Origin of the sequence: Wenzhouxiangella indolica, assembly GCF_042310355.1 — a bacterium.
Classification (GTDB): Bacteria; Pseudomonadota; Gammaproteobacteria; order Xanthomonadales; family Wenzhouxiangellaceae; genus Wenzhouxiangella.
Genome location: NZ_JBHJMR010000003.1, coordinates 137,337 through 157,354 on the forward strand (window position 1 = coordinate 137,337; position 20,018 = coordinate 157,354).

General features: G+C 66.0%; 14 protein-coding genes. 6 read left to right on the top strand and 8 right to left on the bottom strand.

Annotation, left to right across the window (positions count from 1 at the left end):
• Positions 1 to 33: 33 nt before the first annotated feature.
• The gene (locus ACDC67_RS05700) at positions 34 to 2,361 is read right to left on the bottom strand and encodes a Tex family protein (protein WP_376691358.1); all 2,328 of its coding nucleotides are present in this window, start codon (positions 2,359 to 2,361) and stop codon (positions 34 to 36) included.
• A 147-nt stretch (positions 2,362 to 2,508) separates the two neighbouring features.
• Between ACDC67_RS05700 and ACDC67_RS05705 the strand changes: the two genes are divergently transcribed.
• Positions 2,509 to 2,685 carry a hypothetical protein gene (locus ACDC67_RS05705; RefSeq protein WP_376691359.1) on the top strand — a complete coding sequence of 59 codons (177 nt, stop codon included), beginning with the start codon at positions 2,509 to 2,511 and terminating at the stop codon, positions 2,683 to 2,685.
• 61 nt (positions 2,686 to 2,746) lie between these two features.
• Here ACDC67_RS05705 and ACDC67_RS05710 read toward each other — a convergent pair whose 3' ends face one another.
• The 4 genes from ACDC67_RS05710 to ACDC67_RS05725 all read right to left on the bottom strand — a co-directional run bounded on the left by ACDC67_RS05710 (position 2,747) and on the right by ACDC67_RS05725 (position 8,941).
• Positions 2,747 to 4,720 (bottom strand): ATP-binding protein, encoded by a 1,974-nt coding sequence (locus ACDC67_RS05710; RefSeq protein ID WP_376691360.1) that lies wholly within the window; start codon positions 4,718 to 4,720, stop codon positions 2,747 to 2,749.
• Between the two features lie 74 nt (positions 4,721 to 4,794).
• Positions 4,795 to 6,129 (bottom strand): MBG domain-containing protein, encoded by a 1,335-nt coding sequence (locus ACDC67_RS05715; RefSeq protein ID WP_376691361.1) that lies wholly within the window; start codon positions 6,127 to 6,129, stop codon positions 4,795 to 4,797.
• Between the two features lie 326 nt (positions 6,130 to 6,455).
• On the bottom strand, positions 6,456 to 7,250 hold the full coding sequence (locus ACDC67_RS05720) for an enoyl-CoA hydratase-related protein (RefSeq protein WP_376691363.1): 795 nt from the start codon (positions 7,248 to 7,250) through the stop codon (positions 6,456 to 6,458).
• 83 nt (positions 7,251 to 7,333) lie between these two features.
• Positions 7,334 to 8,941: a carboxyl transferase domain-containing protein gene (locus tag ACDC67_RS05725; protein ID WP_376691365.1), complete on the bottom strand. Its 1,608-nt coding sequence runs from the start codon at positions 8,939 to 8,941 to the stop codon at positions 7,334 to 7,336.
• Between the two features lie 341 nt (positions 8,942 to 9,282).
• Here ACDC67_RS05725 and rpsO point away from each other — a divergent pair, with 341 nt between their 5' ends.
• From rpsO to ACDC67_RS05745, 4 genes are all read left to right on the top strand, one after another.
• Positions 9,283 to 9,552 carry a 30S ribosomal protein S15 gene (gene rpsO / locus ACDC67_RS05730; RefSeq protein ID WP_376691367.1) on the top strand — a complete coding sequence of 90 codons (270 nt, stop codon included), beginning with the start codon at positions 9,283 to 9,285 and terminating at the stop codon, positions 9,550 to 9,552.
• Positions 9,553 to 9,646: 94 nt separating this feature from the next.
• The gene (gene pnp / locus ACDC67_RS05735; protein ID WP_376691369.1) at positions 9,647 to 11,758 is read left to right on the top strand and encodes a polyribonucleotide nucleotidyltransferase; all 2,112 of its coding nucleotides are present in this window, start codon (positions 9,647 to 9,649) and stop codon (positions 11,756 to 11,758) included.
• Between the two features lie 192 nt (positions 11,759 to 11,950).
• Complete coding sequence (locus tag ACDC67_RS05740; RefSeq protein ID WP_376691370.1) at positions 11,951 to 12,340, top strand: DUF6165 family protein; 390 nt, start codon at positions 11,951 to 11,953, stop codon at positions 12,338 to 12,340.
• Between the two features lie 100 nt (positions 12,341 to 12,440).
• Positions 12,441 to 14,783, top strand: coding sequence for an OmpA family protein (locus ACDC67_RS05745; protein ID WP_376691372.1), 2,343 nt, complete (start codon positions 12,441 to 12,443; stop codon positions 14,781 to 14,783).
• Here ACDC67_RS05745 and ACDC67_RS05750 read toward each other — a convergent pair whose 3' ends face one another.
• Positions 14,784 to 15,830: a glycosyltransferase family 9 protein gene (locus ACDC67_RS05750; protein ID WP_376691373.1), complete on the bottom strand. Its 1,047-nt coding sequence runs from the start codon at positions 15,828 to 15,830 to the stop codon at positions 14,784 to 14,786.
• A 36-nt stretch (positions 15,831 to 15,866) separates the two neighbouring features.
• Between ACDC67_RS05750 and ACDC67_RS05755 the strand changes: the two genes are divergently transcribed.
• Complete coding sequence (locus tag ACDC67_RS05755) at positions 15,867 to 16,550, top strand: 3-deoxy-D-manno-octulosonic acid kinase (RefSeq protein ID WP_376691374.1); 684 nt, start codon at positions 15,867 to 15,869, stop codon at positions 16,548 to 16,550.
• Positions 16,551 to 16,647: 97 nt separating this feature from the next.
• Here the strand turns inward: ACDC67_RS05755 and ACDC67_RS05760 are convergent, their stop codons facing one another.
• Both ACDC67_RS05760 and ACDC67_RS05765 read right to left on the bottom strand, forming a co-directional pair.
• Entirely contained in the window at positions 16,648 to 18,972 is a 2,325-nt protein-coding gene (locus ACDC67_RS05760; protein WP_376691376.1) for an AAA family ATPase, read from the bottom strand.
• 68 nt (positions 18,973 to 19,040) lie between these two features.
• Positions 19,041 to 19,994, bottom strand: coding sequence for an alpha/beta fold hydrolase (locus ACDC67_RS05765; RefSeq protein ID WP_376691377.1), 954 nt, complete (start codon positions 19,992 to 19,994; stop codon positions 19,041 to 19,043).
• Positions 19,995 to 20,018 lie beyond the last annotated feature (24 nt).

A 20,018-nucleotide genomic window follows, 5' to 3' on the forward strand; every position in this document is an offset into this window, starting at 1 on the left:
TCCCTTTGCGCCGTTGCCGAGTGCCGTGCCGGCCTATTTGTTCTTCGCCTTGGCGAAGGCGTCCGCCAGGGCGCCGCTTGCGGGTCTGGATTGTTGCTCCTGCGCTTTCTTCCCTTTTCCGGTTTTCGCCTTCGGAGGCTTGCTCTCGTTCCTGGCAGGCGTGTCGCTCTCGTCGGGCAGCGGATCTTCCAGTCGCAGGCTCAGCGCGATGCGCTTGCGCTCGAGGTCGACGTCCATGACCTTGACCTTGACGACATCGCCGGCCTTGACCACCGTGCGCGGGTCCTGGACGAACTTGTCGCTCATGGCGCTGATGTGGACCAGCCCGTCCTGGTGCACGCCCAGGTCGACGAAGGCGCCGAAGGCGGCGACGTTGCTGACCGTGCCCTCGAGGATCATGCCTGCCCTGAGATCCTTGATCGTGTCCACGCCCTCGGTGAACTTCGCGGTCTGGAACTCCGGTCGCGGATCGCGACCGGGCTTTTCGAGTTCCTTGAGGATGTCCTGCACCGTGGGCAGGCCGAAGCGCTCGTCGGTGAAGTCCTTCGCGTTGAGCGATCGGAGCGTTTTCGTATCCCCGATGAGCTCGGTGACGGGCTTCGCGAGCCTCTCGAGAATGCGCTTGACCACCGGGTAGGCTTCCGGGTGTACGGCCGAGGCGTCGAGCGGGTCGTCGCCGTCGGCGATGCGCAGGAAGCCGGCGGCCTGCTCGAAGCCCTTGGCACCCAGGCGCGGCACCTTGAGCAGATCCTTGCGCCGACGGAAGGGGCCGTTGTCGTCGCGGTGGGTGACGATGTTGTCGGCGACCGTTGAATTGAGCCCCGCGACCCGCGCGAGCAGCGCGCTGGAGGCGGTGTTGACGTGCACGCCCACGGCGTTGACGCAGTCCTCCACGCGAGCGTCGAGCGCCCGGGCCAGCTTGTACTGGTCGACGTCGTGCTGGTACTGGCCCACGCCTATGGCCTTGGGCTCGATCTTGACCAGCTCGGCCAGCGGGTCCTGCAGACGACGGGCAATCGAGACGGCGCCGCGCAAGCTGACATCCAGGTTCGGAAACTCCTTCGCCGCCAGCTCGGAGGCCGAGTAGACCGAGGCGCCGGCCTCGGAAACCACCAGCTTCTGGATGCCGCGCAGCCCGAGTTGCTTGAGGGCGTGCCCGACGAACTGGTCGATCTCGCGCGAGGCCGTACCGTTGCCGATGGCGATCAGCGCGACGTCGTGCTTGCGGCAAAGGCTGCCCAGGGTATCGAGCGCATCCTCGACGCGCTTTTGGGGCGGTAGCGGGTAGATCGTGGCGGTGTCGAGCAGTTTGCCGGTGCCGTCGATGACCACCGCCTTGGTGCCGGTGCGAAGGCCGGGATCCAGGCCCATCACCGTGCGCGCGCCGGCGGGCGCGGCCAGCATCAGATCGCCCAGGTTGTTGCCGAAAATCCGGATCGCCTCGGCCTCGGCGCGCTCGCGCGCGGCCACCATCAGCTCAACCTGAAGGTTCATCTGCACGCGCGCCTTCCAGGCCAGGCGGGCACCCGTCGCCAGCCAGCTGTCGGCCGACCGGCCGCGATCCTCGATGCCCAGGAAATGCGCCACCCGGGCGATCGCGTGCTCGTGGCCGGCCTCCGGATCCTTGCCGGGCTGCAGCTCGATGTTGAGCACGCCCTCATTGCGACCCCTGAGCATGGCCAGCACGCGGTGCGAGGGTGCCTTCTTGAGCGGCTCGGAGTACTCGAAGTAGTCGCGGTACTTCGCGCCCTCGGATTCCTTGCCGTCGATCACGCGCGCGACCAGCCGCGCGCAGTCGCCGTACCACTCGCGCAGCTCGCCGAGCAGGTCGGCATGCTCACCGGCGCGCTCGATCAGGATCTGGCGGGCGCCGTCCAGCGCGCCGTCGGCGTCGTTGACCTTGTGCTCGCTGCTGACATAGCCGGCCGCAACGGCCTGCGGGTCCTGCGCCGGATCGTCAAGCAGCGCGTCGAGCAGCGGTTCCAGGCCGGCCTCGCGGGCAATCTGGGCCCGGGTCCGGCGCTTGGGCTTGTAGGGCAGGTAGAGGTCTTCGAGCCGCGCCTTGGTATCGGCGCGCTCGATCGCCGCCTTGAGCTCGTCGGTGAGATGCCCCTGCTCGTCGATGGTCGCCAGCACCGTGGCGCGGCGGTCTTCGAGCTCGCGCAGGTAAGCCAGGCGGGTTTCGAGGTTTCTGAGCTGGGTGTCGTCCAGCCCGCCGGTGGCTTCCTTGCGGTAGCGGGCCACGAACGGCACGGTCGCCCCCTGGTCGAGTAGGTCGACGGCGGCGGATACCTGGTTGGCACGGGCGCCGATTTCCTCGGCAATCTGACGGGCGATGCGAGCGGCTGTTGTGTCGGTCATGGGCAAGAAGGAATCGTGGGAAGCATTCGAGGCGGGCGATTATCCACGAATGTCGCGGTCCCGGCCATATTGACATTGTCGGCGGAAGCCACCGGTCGGGGCGATTCTGCTAGGCTTGCCTCTGGCAGTAGAAGGAAGGACAGTCAGATGGAGCTTTCAACCGGAACCCTGATCGGCCAGCTCATCGGCCTGGTACTCGTGGCAGCAGTGCTCGTGCTGTTGGTCAGGCTCGTCGTCTCGGCGACACGGCTGATGAACCGCAAGGCGAAAGCGCTCGAAGGCGATGCCGATCAGGGCCGGGGTGGAACCCGCGGCTCCGGTTAGGAGTTATTTCGATGTCCGGGGTGTCTCCTGATGCCTGCCCCGATCTGGTTTTCTTGCGGGACTACTGATCCGCAGCTTCGATCTCCAGCAACAAGGTATCTGCTTCGACCACGTCCTCGGCGCCGACGGCAACTTGCGAAACCTCGCCGTCCATGGGCGCCTTGATGGCCAGCTCCATCTTCATCGCTTCCATGACCAGCAGGGTTTCTCCCTCCTCGACGCTCTGACCGGCTTCGACGCGGATCTCGAGGATCTTGCCGGGCATGGGAGCGAGCAGGCGGCCGTCGCCGGCGCCGGTCTCGACGGCGGCCTCGAACCGCGCGTGGCGGCTTACCGGCCAGCGACGGTTGTCGAGACAGATTTCCAGGCGCTGTTCGCCGGCGGCGTGGATCTGCACGCGGCGGCCCCGGCCGTCCAGGGTCAGGCTGTAGTCGGCGTCGGATAACTGCCGGATGCGAACCGGGTGGGTCTCGTCGTCAATCTGCAGGCGGTACTCCCCGGCGAAACCGGCCGCCTCGACGGTGATGCGCTGGCCCGCGCTTTCAATGTCGAGCGAGCGCGTGGCCGGTTCGCCCAGGCGCCAGCTGTCGCAGCTGTCCCAGGGCGTGTTGCCGCTGGCTCGTGACTCCTGCATCAGCAGCCAGCGGCCGGCGGCCGCGACCAGGATGTCCAGCGGGGCCTCGCCGGCGTCGAGAACCGACGAGAGGTCACGGTCGAGCAGGCCGGTGTCGATCGCGGCGTCGGCGAAGACCTGTGAGCCGGCCAGGGCCTGCAGGAAGCCCAGGTTGGTGGTCGGGCCGGCGACGAAGCTTGCGGCCAGGGCCTGGTTGAGCCGGGCCAGGCAGGCCTCGCGCGTGCTGTCGTGGACGATCAGCTTGGCGATCATCGGGTCGTAGTGCATGCTGACCTCGTCGCCGGCGTCCACGCCCGAGTCGCGGCGCACCCAGTCCGTGTCGGGCAGCACCAGTGCGTCGATCCGGCCGGTCGACGGCACGAAACCCTGGTCCGGGTCCTCGGCGTAGATGCGCGCTTCCATGGCGTGGCCACTCGCGCGGATGTCGTCCTGCGCCAGCGGCAGGTGTTCGCCCGCGGCGACGCGCAGCTGCCACTCGACCAGGTCCAGGCCGGTGATGCACTCGGTCACCGGGTGCTCGACCTGCAGGCGGGTGTTCATCTCCAGGAAGAAGAACTCGCTGTCGTCGACCAGGAATTCGACCGTGCCGGCGCCAACGTAGTCAACCGCTTCGGCCGCGCGTACGGCGGCGGCCAGCAGCTGCTGGCGGACGCCGTCGTCGAGCTTCGCCGCCGGGGCTTCCTCGATGATCTTCTGGTGGCGGCGCTGGCTCGAGCAGTCGCGCTCGAACAGATGCACGGTGTTGCCGTGGGTGTCGGCGAAGACCTGCGCCTCGATGTGGCGCGGCGTCGGCAGGTAGCGCTCGAGGATCATGCGCTCGTCGCCGAAGGCGCCGGAAGCCTCGCGCCGGGCGGCCTTCAAGGCCTCGTCGAAGTCGTCCTTCGAATGCACCACGCGCATGCCCTTGCCGCCGCCGCCGGCCGCGGCCTTGAGCATCAGCGGAAAGCCGACGCGCTCGGCCTCGGCCATGAGCGTGCCGTCGTCCTGATCGTCGCCGTGGTAGCCGGGGATCAGCGGTACCTCGGCGGCTTCCATCTTCGCCTTGGCCGCGGCCTTGGAGCCCATCAGGTCCATGGTCTCCGGGCTGGGGCCGATCAGGGTCAGGCCGGCATCGCGCAGCTTGCGCGCGAAGTCGGCGTTTTCGGCCAGGAAGCCGTAGCCGGGATGGATGGCTTGTGCGCCCGTGTCTTTTGCCGCGTCGATGATGCGGTCCATGTCCAGGTAGGACTCGCGCGCGGCGGCCGCGCCGATACGCACCGCGCGGTCGGCCAGGCGTACGTGCCGGGCGCCGGCATCGGCATCGGAATAGACGGCCACGGTCTCCACGCCCAGGCGGCGGCAGGTGGCGATGATGCGGCAGGCGATCTCGCCGCGGTTGGCTATGAGGACGGATGTAAACATGCCGGGAAGTTTACCGTATCGTCCACGGCGGATTGATGCCGAGTGACGCGCCGCGCCCCGTTCCTGCCGGCCGGTCAGTTCAGGTCGAGAAAGGCGTCGCGGAACAGCGCGTCGTCGAGGATCTCGATGCTTCGCGTCAGCGGATCGGCGGCCAGCCAGTTGGAATCGCCCGCCTGGCTGGCTTCGACGACGACGGTGCCGGACTGGCCGTCGAGGACGAGCTGTCCCTGGCTGATCGTGGCCGGTCCGGAGACCAGGGTGAACTCGACCGACAAGCCGGAACTGGCGTTCGCGTCGAGCGCGATGGGTGGCTGATCCGCGGCAAGTGCGGCAGGCGGCTCGAAGGCGATTACCTGCGTGGCCGGCTCGATGACCAGCGTAGCACTCGCCTGGCCGCTCCAGCCGGGCTGGTCGATGTTGGCCTCCACCAGGTAGCTGCCGGCGTCGACCGGGGGCTGGTCCTGGCCGTCGTAACTGAGAGAGTGGACCAGCCCGGGCGGCTCGGTGCTGACCTGTACCGATGCCGGCGTCCCGTCGTAGCTGTGCTGCAGTTGGGCCAGCTCGATCGCGGCTTGTCCATTCATCCGGGCGGCGAGGAACTGGTCGACGAGATTCTGCACGATGACCTCGTACCCCTCGGGTTTGAGGTGGAAGCAGTCGGTTGCCAGGCCGAAGAAGTGTTCCCGCATCGCTTCGACCGGGCTGGGTTCGGTGATGTCGCCCGGCGGGTCGATGCTGCCGGGCGGCATGCCGGGCAGGCCGTAGTGGTTCTGCATCAGGCTGAAATGATCGACGAAGTGGATACGGGCATTCTGGCCGGCAATCGCGGCGATCGACTCGACCAGTCCGGTGGCCGCCTCGTTGAGCTGCTGGGGTGTGGGCTGGCCCATGTCGTCGTGACGGGGGCCGCAGGCAAACCAGCCGCCCAGGCCGCCCAGGGTGTCGCGAAAGTTGGGGTAATCGTAGAGGCTGACGAGAATTTCAATGCCGGGATCCTGGGCGAGGATGTGATCGATGATCAGTCCGAGGTCGAACAGGATGGCGTTGGTCAGGGTCTCGATCTCGGCCTCGGTCATGCCGGTATGCCACACATCGAGAAAGTCGTTGCCGCCGACGGTCAGTTGCACGGTATCGACGTCGGGATAGGTGGTCAGCGCCGCATCGACGAGCTGAAGGTAGGCGGCCTGTTTCCAGTCGAAGGCGGTCGAGCCGCTTTCGGTCGTGGTCTCGCCGTAGATGCCGAAGTCGGACAGGCCGTTCTGGGAAAACACCAGGGCATGAGAGCCATCCTCCCACTGCTCCTCGGCCCAGCTGTCGCCGACGATCAGCAGGCGCGTGGTCGTCTGCGCCTCGGCGCCGGCGGCAAACAGCCACAGCAGGCCGATGCAGATCGGCAGAACCTTCCTCATATTGTGTCCCCGCGAGCTTTTGGTCTTGTTAGTTGTCGACTGGATCAAGCTTGCCGGGAAAGTCTAGCACGCGGCTGAGGACTGGCCTTTTTGGCGAGGATGCGGGGGCAATCGCGCGTTGGCCGGCGATCAGGCCGGTCTTGAGCAGGGTCACCTGATAATAAAATTGTCCACAGATGAACACAGATGAACACAGATAAAAGGAAAGTCCTGTTGCGGGCGCTGGAGCGTCGACGCGATAGCTACCCCACCCGTCTCTTCAGGCTTGCCTCTTTGTTGTTTTCAATCTGTGTTTATCTGTGTTCATCTGTGGACAAAAAGGTTTTTCAGGAATCGCCCGCAATCCACGAAGGCTTGCGCTTTTCGAGGAAGGCGTTGAGGCCTTCCTGGCCTTCGCGGGAAACTCTCAAGGCAGCGATCAGCTCGGAGGTGCGGCGGTCGGTTTCGGCCTCGTCGTGCCGGCCGCCGGCGATGGTGTGGATCAGCTCCTTGCAGTGGGCCTGCGCGTGCGGGCCGCCGGCGAGCAGCAGGTCGACCAGGTCGGCCACGTGCCCGTCGAGCTGGCCGGTGGGCACGGTGTCGCTGACCAGGCCGATATGAACGGCGCGTTCGGCGTCGATGCGCTCGCCGGTGAGCATGTAGTGGCGGGCGTTGTTGACGCCGATGCGCGGTATGACGAACGGTGCGATGGTTGCCGGCGCCAGTCCCAGGCGCACTTCGGTCAGCCCGAACTTCGCGGTTTCGAGCGCCACGGCCAGGTCGCAGCAGGCGATCAGGCCCACGCCGCCGCCGAAGGCGTGACCATTGACCCGAGCGATGGTCGGGCAGGGCAGCTGGTCGAGCTTGCGCAGCATGGCCGCCAGGCGCTTGGCATCTTCGCGGTTTTCCGCTTCCGAGCCTTCGGCCATGGATCGCATCCAGTTGAGATCCGCGCCGGCGGAGAAGCTGTGACCCTCGCCGGTCAGGATCATGACCCTGGCGCCGTCGTTGGCCACCTTGTCGAAGGTTTGCGATAGCTCGGCCACCAGTTCGGCGTTGAAAGCGTTGTGCACGTCGGGCCGGTTGAGCGTCACCGTGGCCACGCCGCGGTTGTCGATGTTCAGTTTCAGAAGTTCAGTCATGGTTGCAAAGGGTTCAGGTTTCAGGTTTCAGGTTTCAGGGCGGGCTTCGGCAGGGTTTTCCTGAACCCTGAAACCTTATTTCATTACATGCGGAATACACCGAAGCGTCCTTGTTCGATCGGCGCGTTGGCCGAGGCCGCGATGGCCAGGCCGAGGACGCGGCGGGTGTCGGTCGGGTCGATGATGCCGTCGTCCCACAGGCGTGCGCTGGCATAGTACGGGTGTCCCTGGTGTTCGTACTGGTCGCGGATTGGCGACTTGAATTCCTCTTCTTCCGATTCCGGCCACTCCTCGCCGCGGGCTTCCAAAGCGTCGCGCTTGACGGTGGCGAGCACGCTGGCGGCCTGGTCGCCGCCCATCACCGAGATGCGGGCGTTCGGCCACATCCACAAAAAGCGCGGCTGGTAGGCGCGGCCGCACATGGCATAGTTGCCCGCGCCGAAGGAGCCGCCGATGACCACCGTGAACTTGGGCACGTGCGAGCAGGCCACGGCGGTAACCATCTTGGCGCCGTCGCGGGCGATGCCGGCCTGCTCGTACTTCTTGCCGACCATGAAGCCGGTGATGTTCTGCAGGAATACCAGCGGGATGTTGCGCTGGTTGCACAGTTCGATGAAGTGCGCGCCCTTGAGCGCCGACTCGGAGAACAGGATGCCATTGTTGGCGACGATGCCCACCTTGTAGCCGTGGATCGAAGCGAAGCCGCAGATCAGGGTGGTGCCGTAGCGGGCCTTGAACTCGGTGAACTCCGAGCCATCGACGATGCGCGCGATGATCTCGCGCACCTCGAAGGGGTAGCGGGTGTCGTCGGGCAGGATGCCGTAGATGTCCTCGGCCGGGTAGGCCGGCTCGCGCGACTCCTCGCTCGGACCGAAGGTCGGTTCGGGTCGGTTGAGGTTGCCGACCAGCTCGCGCGCGATGGCCACCGCATGGGTGTCGTTCTCGGCGAAATGGTCGGCCACGCCGGACAGGCGCGTGTGCACGTCCGCACCACCCAGCGTTTCGGCGTCGACCTCCTCGCCGGTGGCGGCCTTGACCAGCGGCGGACCGCCCAGGAAGATCGTGCCCTGTTCCCTGACGATGATCGCCTCGTCGCACATCGCCGGCACGTAGGCGCCGCCGGCGGTGCATGAGCCCATCACCACCGCGATCTGAGGAATGTTCTTCGCCGACAGCCGTGCCTGGTTGTAGAAAATGCGCCCGAAGTGGTCGCGATCCGGGAAGACCTCGTCCTGCAGCGGCAGGAACGCGCCGCCGGAGTCGACCAGGTAGATGCAGGGCAGGTTGTTCTCCAGCGCGATTTCCTGCGCGCGCAGGTGCTTCTTGACCGTGATGGGGTAGTAGGTGCCGCCTTTGACCGTGGCGTCGTTGGCCACCACCATGCACTCGACGCCGTTGACCCGGCCGACGCCGGCGATTACGCCGGCGCCCGGCGCGGCATCCTCGTACATCCCGTTGGCCGCCAGCGGCGCGACCTCCAGGAACGGGCTGCCGGGGTCGAGCAGGGTACGCACGCGCTCGCGCGGCAGCAACTTGCCGCGGCCCTCGTGCTTCTCCCGCGCCTTCTCGGATCCGCCCAGGGCGGTCTGCTCGAGCTTGTCACGCAGGTCGGCGGCCAGTTTTCTATGGTGCTCGTCACGCGCGACGAAATCGGCGTCCTTGCGGTTGACGTGGCTGTCCAGGCGGGGCATGCGGGCTCCAGTCGGTCAAAGCGTTTCATTGTAGCGGGTTCGCCGGCCGGTTGGCTCGTCGCCTGGTCGGGACCCGACCTACGATCTTCCGGTTTCCGGTTTCCGGTTTCCGTCCTCCGTCCTCCGTCCTCCGTCTTCCGTCTTCCGTCTTCCGTCTTCCGACGCACCTATTTCGGTGCCCAAACCGGTTGCCCCGGCCTCTCGGGCGCGGTTATAATGCCGGGCTTAATGAAATCCGGCGACTGGGGCTTTTGCACAAAGCCCGGCCTGGGGCCGTCCCAGGGGGTTTTCTGGAAAAGCCCGGTCGCCCTAATGTACTGTTTTCAGGAGTGAATTGAAGAATGACTCTGACCGCTGAAGAAAAGAGCCAGGTTGTCAAGGAACACCAGCTCTCCGAGGGTGATACGGGTTCGCCGGAAGTGCAGGTCGCGTTGCTGACAGCGCGCATCAAGCACCTGACCGGGCATTTCGAGCACCACAAGAAAGACCATCACTCCCGTCGAGGCCTGCTCAAGCTGGTCAATCAGCGTCGCTCGCTGCTGGATTACGTCAAGAAAAAGGACGTCCAGCGCTACCGCGATCTGATCGAGCGCCTTGGCCTGCGCCGTTAAAGCGCGGTTCCGGCCCGATTGAACACGACACCCCGGCGGCTCACGAGCTGATCCGGGGTGTTTTCTATTGCAAGTGCAAAGTGGAGTGAGTGAAGTGAAGAAGTTCAGCAAGACGTTCAAATTCGGCGAGCACGACGTAACGCTCGAAACCGGGCATGTCGCGCGCCAGGCCGACGGCGCAGTGCTGGTCACCATGGCGGATACCGTGGTGCTGGTTACCGCCGTGGCCCGCAAGGAAGCCAAGCCCGGTCAGGCGTTCTTCCCCCTGACGGTCAACTACCAGGAGAAGTTCTACTCGGCCGGCCGCATTCCCGGCGGTTTCTTCAAGCGCGAAGGGCGCCCGACCGAGAAGGAAACCCTGACCTCGCGCCTGATCGACCGACCCATCCGGCCGCTGTTCCCCAAGGGCTTTCTCAATGAAACCCAGGTGATCGCCACGGTCATGTCTTCCAATCCGGAAGTCGATGCCGATATTCCGGCCATGATCGGCGCCTCGGCCGCCTTGTCCTTGTCGGGTGCCCCGTTCCAGGGACCGATCGGCGGTGCTCGCGTTGGTTTCGTCGACGGCGAGTACGTGCTCAACCCGACGGCCACCCAGCTCGATGAGTCGCGCCTGGATCTGGTCGTCGCCGGCACTTCCGAAGCCGTGCTGATGGTCGAATCCGAGGCCGATCAGCTGTCCGAAGAGCAGATGCTTGGCGCCGTCACCTTCGGTCACGAGCAGATGCAGGTCGCCATCAAGGCGATCAAGGAACTGACGGCCGAAGCCGGCAAGCCCAAGTGGGACTGGCAGGCGCCCGAGCGTCCGGCCGGCCTGGACAAGCAGGTTGCCGACCTGGCCTCCGAAGGCCTGGCCAAGGCCTACGAGAACACCGACAAGACGACTCGCCGCGAGGCCATCAGCGAGCTGCGCGCGAGCGTGGTCGAGAAGCTGTGCCCGGAAGGCGACGACAACGCCCCGAGCGCGGACGACGTCAAGGACGAGTTTGCCGCGCTCGAGAAGAAGTACGTGCGTGACCAGATTCTCGACGGCAAGCCGCGCATCGACGGCCGCGACCTGACCACGGTGCGTCCGCTCGACATGGAAGTCGGCGTTTTCCCGCGCACCCACGGTTCGGCCATCTTCACCCGCGGTGAGACGCAGGCGATGTGCGTGATCACGCTGGGCACCGGCCGCGACGCGCAGATCATCGACGCCATCGAGGGCGAGTACAAGGAGCAGTTCATGCTCCACTACAACTTCCCGCCGTTCTGCGTCGGCGAGACCAGCTTCATGCTTGGTCCCAAGCGCCGCGAAATCGGCCACGGCAAGCTGGCCAAGCGCGCCCTGGCGGCGGTCGTGCCCAAGGGCGAGGAATTCCCCTACGTGCTGCGTATCGTCTCGGAAGTGACCGAATCCAACGGCTCGAGCTCCATGGCGACCGTCTGCGGCTCCTCGCTGGCGATGATGGATGCCGGTGTGCCGATGAAGGCCCCCGTGGCCGGTATCGCCATGGGCCTGATCAAGGACGGCGACCGCTTTGCCGTGCTCACCGATATTCTCGGTGACGAGGATCACCTCGGTGACATGGACTTCAAGGTGGCCGGCTCGAAGGACGGCGTGACCGCCCTGCAGATGGACATCAAGATCACCGGTATCACCCGGGAGATCATGGAAGTCGCGCTCAAGCAGGCGACCGACGCCCGCGGCCACATTCTCGAGCAGATGAATCAGGTCATCGAGCGTCCGCGCGAGGAAATGAGCGAGTACGCACCGCGCCTGTTCACCATGAAGGTGCATCCGGACAAGATCCGCGACGTGATCGGCAAGGGCGGCGCGACCATCCGCCAGATCACCGAGGAAACCGGCACCACCATCGACATCCAGGACGACGGCACGGTCACCATTGCTTCGGTCAACCAGGCGGCTGCCGACGACGCGCGCAAGCGCATCGAGCAGATCACCGCTGACGTCGAAGTGGGCGCGATCTACGAGGGCACGGTCACCAAGATCATGAACTTCGGCGCCTTCGTCACGATCCTGCCGGGCAAGGACGGCCTGGTCCACATCTCGCAGATTTCCGACAAGCGCGTCGAGAACGTCACCGACGAGTTGGCCGAAGGCGACAAGGTCAAGGTCCAGGTGCTCGAGGTCGACAAGCAGGGCCGCATCCGCCTGAGCATGAAGTCGCTCAAGGAAGACGAGAAGGAAGGCGAGAGCAACTGATCGCCTCCAGGCGGTTGCCCGGACTCCCGGGCAACCGCTGATCCGAACACCGACTAACCGCGAAGATGGCCAGGAACGCAAAGATTGGGAATGGATGAACTTTCATTCATTGACTTTGCGAACTTTGCGTCTTCGCGGTTTTCTTTATTTTGTGTCATTTAGGTTTCGCACTATGATGGCCAGTGACGTCCTATGGAACTGCTGATTCCCGTCTCTCCCGGTGAGTTGCTCGACAAGCTCACCATCCTCGAGATCAAGCTCGAACGTATCGACGACGAGGCCAAGCTGGCCAACGTTCGGCGCGAGCACGAGTTGCTTATGCGCGTCTGGCGCGAGTCCGGCCTCGGCGATGAGGCGGTGGCTCGCTTGCGAGACCAGTTGCGCGCGGTCAACGAGCGACTGTGGGAGATCGAGGACGCCATCCGGGAGGAAGAACGCCGCAAGCGCTTTGGCGATGATTTCATCGATCTGGCGCGCTCGGTCTATCAGCGAAACGACGAGCGCGCCGCGCTGAAAAGGCGCATCAACGAGATCCTCGGGTCGGCAATCGTTGAGGAAAAGTCCTACCGCGACTATCGCTGAACTGCGCGGCTCGTCGGAAATTTCTGTATTTTTCGTGGCCTTGTCGCGGGCGAAGGCGTAGAATTGCAGCGCAACTTCAACCCACAGCAGGGGCGCTGCAATGCTTCGCAAAATCACATTCGCTCTCGTGCTCGCACAGGGGCTCGCCACCGTGGCGGTCGCCCAGGTCGAGGATGAGGACAGGGCTCGCGGCCAGGCAGGAACGCCGACCTACCACTTCATCGGCGATCGCTATCGCATCGGCATCGGTCTCGACAGCGAGTTCGACGTCATCGGTGAATTCGAAGCGGCCCTGTATGAATCGCAGCGCTCGAGCTTTGTCGGCGACGGTTGGCTGGGCAGCGAGGGCGCCGGCGGCGTCAAGCTCAACTATCACTGGCTGATCAACGAAACCGCCGAGGAAGGCCCCGACGGGCCGGTCTACACCGACGGCAACGTTGCCAAGCTGTTCGTCGCCGCCGACCAGAACCAGCTCGAAGACCGCAAGCTGACCTTCGGTGGCGGCTGGGAAGGCCGCAACTGGGCGTTCTCCGGTTACGGCATGTCGGCGCTGTCCGACGAGCGCCGGGTCGACATCACGACTTCTGTCGAGGAGTTGCTGGTCACCGACCAGGTCGACGGCCGCCAATTCTCGCGCGTGGATACCATCGAAACGGTCACCGAATGGTTCGAGGAGCCTTACGACTGGGGTCTGGGCCTGCGCGCCGAGCGCTTCTTCGAGAACCCGCTGATCCGCCTGCGGGGCGGTCTCGACTACGAGGAAGGCGACCACAGTTCCTCCCAGCTGACGGCCTCGCTGTCGCTCGACAAGCGCTTCCACGACTCGCCGCACGGCCTGAGCCTGCGCACCAGCTATGCGCACAAGGACGGCGATTTCGTCATCGACGACAACGAACTGCGCGGCAGCATCGTCTACAGCTTCAGCTTTGGCGGCGCCAGCAGCTCTTTCCGGCCCTCGCGGCAGTACCGCGAGGTCGAGGTCGAAGTCGACGCCGAGCCGCGCACCGAGGAGCGCGTCACGGTCAACGAAGTCACGCTCACCGATCGCACGACCTTCGATTTCGACAGCGCCGCGCTCAAGCCGGCGGCCGAGAATACGCTCGACGAAGTTCTGGCCATGATCGATGATGCCGGCCTCGTCGGCGACATCCAGGTTGTCGGGCACACCTGTGATATCGGCACCGAGGCCTACAACCAGGGCCTTAGCGAGCGCCGCGCGCGTTCGGTCGTGGATTTCCTGACCTCGCGCGGTGTCGACGCCGGCGAGATCGAGTGGCAGGGCGAAGGTGAAACCGAGCCGCGCTTCCCCAACGACAGCGAAGAGAACCGCGCGCGCAATCGTCGCGTGGAGATCAGTTTCGTGACCGAGCGGCGCAGCACCGAGACCATTACCGTTGGTCCCGACGAGCCGGCCACCGAGGTACGCCGCGTCGAAATTCCGGTCGAGGCGCCCTGGATCCGCCGTGCGTTGCGCAACCCGGTCCGCCACAAGCGCATCGTTGACTACTATCGTTACCAGGAGAGCACGGTCGACGTGACCGAGGGCGAGATGGAGTTCGTCAACGAGGCGCCGCAGGCCGCCGACGACCAGTTCACGGTGGACGCCGACTCGGTCGACAACGCCTTCGACGTGCTCGCCAACGACAGCGACGCCGACGGCGATACGCTCAGCATCGTGGGCGTGAGCGAGCCTGCGAACGGCCAGGCATCGGTCAGCGGCGACCAGGTGATCTATACCCCCGAGGCCGGCTTCACCGGCACCGACAGCTTCAGCTACACGGTCGAAGACGGCTTTGGCGGAGAAGCCAGTGCCAGCGTGACCGTTACCGTGCAGTCGACGAACCAGCCGCCGGTGGTGGGTGACCTGAGCGCCGCCACGCTCCGAAACCAGCCGGTGGATATCGACGTGCTTTCCGAGGCCAGCGATCCGGACGGCGATGAATTGAGCGTGGCCGATTTCACGCAGCCAGGCAACGGCACGGTCACGCAGTCGGGCGGCGTTCTGCGCTATACACCCGATGACGAGTTCGTCGGCAGCGACAGCTTCGAATTCACGATCAGCGACGGCCGCGGCGGTGAAGCAACCGGTTCGGTCGTGATCGACGTCGCCTTCGCCAACCGCGCGCCGGTGGCCAACCCGGACTCGGCCACCACCACGGCCGGCCAGGCGGTGACCGTGGACGTTCTGGCCAACGACTTCGATCCCGACGGTGATCCGCTCGAGATCGTTGACGTGGTGCAGTGGTACGGCCGACCGGCCGAAGTGACGGTCAACGGTGATGGAACCATCACCTTCCGCGTCAGCGACACCTGCAACGGCCGCAACCAGTTCCGCTACACGATTTCGGATCCCTCCGGCGCGACCGCACAGGCCAACGTCACGGTGACGCGGCTGTCGAGTGCCACAACGGAAGACGCCGGCACGGAGTGTGCCGACTGGTAGTCAGAGGAGCGGTCGAAGTTTCTCGATGACCATCTCCGGGGTGATGAGATCCATCACCCCGGGGCGCTCCAGGCGCTTGCCCCAGCGCAGCTGATCCGGCGACCGCCCCGCGAACTGCCGGGCGGCTTGCGGGAAGCAGTCGACCGTGTGCACCAGGCTTTCGAATGGACCGGACCGGCGGGCCCAGGTGGCCGCATAGAGGCCGACGACCGGCGTTCCCATGGAGTCGGCAAAGTGCACCGGCCCGGAGTCGGGGGCGATCACGCAGGCGGCACGCTCGAACATCGCCAGCGCCTGCTTGATGGTGTCGCGCCCGATCAGGTTGGCCACCGGGTTGCGAGCGGTTCTTTCGATCGCCTGTCCCAGCGCCTCTTCTGCCGGTCCCGGCCCGCCCATCAGAATGACGGGGCGGCCGGTCTCCTCGATGATCCAGTCGGCCACGGCTGCGTAGCCATTGGCATGCCAGTTGCGCCGGGTGTGGCTCGATGCCGGGCTGATGATGACCGCGCGGCCGGCCTCTGGCTGCTGCTCGCGGGCGAATACGCGGGCTTCCTCGGGTACGGGCAGGCGGCGGTCCACGCCTTCGGTCGGCAGGCCGAGGTGGCGCGCGAATTCCAGGAAGGCGTCGACCTGGTGCTGGAACGGCACGGCGTCGATGCGCTCGTTGGTCACCAGGCCGTGCCCGGGCCGCGAACGCGCCCGGTCGAAACCGATTCGACGATCGGCGCGCACCAGGCTGGCCAGCAGGGACGATCGTTGCGAGACCTGGGCGAGAACGAGCGTGTCGAAGCGACGCCCCTTGAGCTGGTCCTTCGCTTCGGGAAAGCCGGCGAACGGCCCGCGCTTGTCGAATACAATGAACGCCACGCCGGGGAGATCGTGCACCAGCCGGTACTCGGCCTTGCCGACGATCCAGGTCAGGGCCGTTTCCGGCCAGGCGCGCTGGATGGCGCGCACCAGCGGAACCGTGTTGCACACATCACCCAGCGCCGACAGGCGCAGCAGGCACAGGGAGCTGGGCGGCTCGTTCTTCTGGGGATCGGGCACGATACGGCGAAACGGACTCGAAAGTGAAAAGGCGATATGCCAACGGAACTGCAAGCAGGCTCGACCCGTATTCTATATGACCCGTCCGCACTTGACGTGGTCAGCCCCGAGTGGCTCGATCCCGGGTTCTGGCGCCTGAGAGACGCCGTGCTGGCCGAGTTCGGCGGCCGCGGCCAGGCGCTGGCCGTGGCCACCGGGGCCGGGCCCGCGGTGCTGCGCCGCTACCTCCGCGGCGGCATGATCGCGCGCGTCAGCCGTGAGCGGTATTTCTTTACCGGCTACCAGCGCAGCCGCAGCTTTCGCGAGTTCCGGGTGCTCGACCGGTTGCGCCGGATGGATCTGCCCGTGCCCGAGCCGCTGATCGCCAGCTGTGAACGCCGGGGCGCGACCTACCGGGCCGCCATCCTGACGCGGTTGCTCGAGAACGCCATCAGCCTGCCCGAGGCCGCCGACATTCTCGAGCCCGAGCATTGGCAACGCCTGGGCGCGACGCTCGGTCGCTTCTTCCGCGCCGGCGTCGTCCATCCCGACCTCAATGCCAGCAACCTGCTGATCGATGGCGACTGTCACTGGCACCTCATCGATTTCGATCGGGCCCGCATCGAAAACGGCCCCGTCGACCCGGAGCCGATGCTCAAACGCCTCGAACGCTCGCTCGACAAGCTCGGCATCACCGGTGAGCGGGCGTTGCTCTATGAGGCCGTGACGCGGCTCGACTGAAGCGCGGTTTCGACTCAACGCGTTCCGAACCAAGACTGGATTCGGATCGAGTGGAGGCCTACTTCGTCAGCGGGGATGGTTGAGCTTGCCGCCTAATTCACTTCACCAGGGCCCGGCGGGCCATGCCCAGCACGGAGTCCTCCGGGAAGGCGTCTTCCTTCCAGGTGCCGGCTGTCTTGCCGGTCAGGCGCTCGACGGCTTCGGGAATGCCGGCAACCGGAATGACCTGGAACTGGTCGTTGGTGCAGGCCCGGATGACGCGCTTGTCCAGGCTCAGGCGGTCGCGGTCGACGGCGGGGATGATCACGCCCTGCTGGCCGTTGAGGCCCGATTGGCTGCAGGCATCGAAGTAGGCTTCGATGCGCTCGTTGACGAAATCCACCCGGCCGACCTGGCCGCGCGGATCGACGCTGCCGATGACCGCCAGGTCCTGACGGATGGCGTGTCCGGCCAGGACCGCGATCAGGCCGCAGACCTGGGCCAGCAGGGTGGCGCCCGCATCGTCGGCCTGCATGGCCGGGTCGATGGACAAGGCGGCATGCAGTGGGGGCAGTTCGTCGAGGTGCAGCAATTCGGCGATCATGGGCAGCAGGAATTGCCGAACCGGCAGCTCGTGGTCGCCGCTTTCGAGCGACAGGGATGCGTTGCGGGCCCGCGCGATGGTCACGCTCAGGCGTGCCGGGGTGCCGAAAATCTCTTCGGCCAGGCGCTCGCGCGTGATCACGTTCAATTGCCCGGCGGTGCGCCCGCGGAGCCGGACCAGGCCGCTGTCGACGCTCTGCTGTGTCCGGCCCGCCGAGGGCAGGCCGGCGCGTCGCCGGATACGGCCGAAGGCGGACTCGACGTGCTCGCGCCCGATCTCACTTTCGTCGTCCCGGCTCGCCAGAAACGCGGCCTCGCGGACGATCTCGGCCAGTCGGCCGATGCGGGTGGTCAGCCGCGACGGCTGGTCGGACAGCCGCGCGCTGATCTCTACCACGGCGGCCAGGGCCGGGCGGGTGAGCGGCGGGAGCTGTTCCTGCTGAACCACCGCGGAAATGAAACGGCAGGTCCGGTCGATACCTTCGGCGTCGCGCGCCACGCTCGCCTCGAGGTCCGCCAGCAGCCGAAAGCGTCTGGAGAATTCGCGGCTGATCGATTCCAGGCGGTCGTAGGCGACCCGGTCGCCGACCAGGATGACGCCGACATCGACGGGAACCGCTTCGGGCCGCAGTGACTGGGCCGCCTGGCTCCAGTCGGCCGTCGGCGCCGCGATGGCGACTTCGCCGGCGCGCAGGATGCGCAACAGCTGGCGGAAGACCTCGGGCTCGTTGGCGAGATCCTCGGCGTCGAGAATGAGAAAACCGCCGTCGGCCTGGATCAGCGTGCCCGATCGGATGCCCTGGAACGAGGCCACGGCGCGGCCGCCGCTGCGCCAGGCCGGATCGACGGTTCCGAACAGGCTCGCCGGGGAAACCGCGCTGGTCGAGACCGTCGGCGCGCCGCTGCCCTCCCGGCCCATGTTGAGCACGTTGACGCCGTAGAGCACGGTCGGGTCGGCCAGCTGGCTGGTTTCGTGGCCGATCCGCTTTTCCAGGACGTCGTCGATGATCTCGCGCAGGAAGGTCTCGATGCCGTCGGCCTTGAAGCGCTGGGAGACTTCCGCGGTCATTTCGCCCATGATGCGGGCGGTTTCGGTGATGTCGATCTGTTCGATGTGCTGCTGCGCCTGCTGCCACTTCTTGCGAATCTGGCGCGAGATCTTCTGGATTTCTTCGTCGTAGGACTTGATCCGCTCGTCGAACTTCTTGCGGTCTTCTTCGGTGGCCTGCTTGCGCGCGACCATGTTGCGGAACTCTTCCTGCGATACCGGCTTGCCCATGATGCGGACCGATACCTGCAGGCGCGCATTGGGGCCAGCCTGGCTGCGGGTCAGGGCCAGGCCCTCGGCCTCGAGCTTCTTTTCCAGCGGCCTGAGCAGCAGGCGGATATCGCGCTCGGCCGCCTCGCGTCGCGCCTCGCGCCGGCCGCGAATGGGGTCGTTGGCCAGGATATCGGGCAGCCGCTCGCGCACGAACAGCGCGATGCGATGCATCTGCTTCTGGAACGGGCGCCCGTCGCCACGGGAAAGAACGATCAGCCGCGGACGATCCGGGTTGGAGAAATTGTGCACGAAGCAGAAATCACGGCTCTGGCGCGCCTCGGGCCGCAAGCTGCTGAAGACGCTGTCGAGCAGGCGGCGTCTACCGCTGCCGCGCGGCCCGCGCAGGAAGACATGCTGGTTGTGGCCCGGGCTGGCGATGGCGTACTGCAGGGCCTCTGCCGCCGCATCCTGGCCGAGGGTGCCGTCGAGTACCGGAATGTCCCGGGTCGAGTCGCCGGGAATGTCCTTGGTGTCGGGTTGCCAGCGCAAGCGCTCCGGCGGGATGGCGTGCCGGACCACGTCAGGCGCCTCGCGAATTGTTGTGCATGGAGCCTCCCGTAATCATGTCTCCCCCATCGGCCACAATACTATACCCGAGCCGCTTCCTGAGTCTCCTGGCGTGCAGTCGACTCGGCGAAACTGATCCAGGCCTCCGCGGTTGCCCTGGGTTTTTCGATCATCGGCAGGTGGCCCGTCGCGGGCAACAGCAGCGTGCGTGCCTCGGGCATGCGCTCGGCGAGCAGGTTCAGGCCACCGGGATGCAGCACCTGGTCGGCCTGGCCCCAGACAATCAGCGTGGGCAGGTCGATTGCCGGGGCGATTTCCTCCAGCGGGGTGGAGCGAAACCGGATTGCTTCGAAAATCTCGGCCGCGCGTTCGGCATGGCGACCGGCCCGGTCGGCCAGTTCGCGCGCGAGCGGTCGTGGCAGCCAGGGTGGGCGCACGAAGCAATAGTCCATCAGCCGCCCGAAGTCCTGGCGGTCACGGACGACCAGGGCATTGTGGCCGCCCGCGTAGACCACCTCGAACAGCGGCGAAAGCGGCGCGTTCTGCAGGCCGCCGGGGTTGAGCAACCAAAGGGCCCGCACGCGCTCCGGCGCCCGGGCGGCCAGCGCGCAGGCGACGTAGCCGCCCATGGAACTGCCGCCGAGGTAGAAGCGTTCGATGCCCAGTTGGTCGAGCAGGGCGAGAACGCGCTCGGCCTGGGCCTCGATGCTGTAGTCGAGTTCTTCGTCGAAACGGGTCTGTCCAAAGCCCGGCAGGTCGGGGGCGATGATCCGGAAGTGCTTTCCGAGCCGGCGCGAGACTCGGGCGAAGTGGTAGCCGTCGCCATTGAAACCGTGCAGAAGGACGAGCGGTTCGCCGTGGCCACCCTCGAGAATGTGCCAGTCGATGCCGTCGCAGTCGACGCGACGCATCCTTAAACGCCCCTGCCGCCGTTCGGCCGCCATGAACAGTCGCGCCAGCGGTTTCGGCCACATTAGCCAGAATACGGCCCACGCCGCGAGCACGGCGCCGAGCAGGGTCAGCCAGTTCATCATGACAGCGCGTCGTCCCTCCCTGAA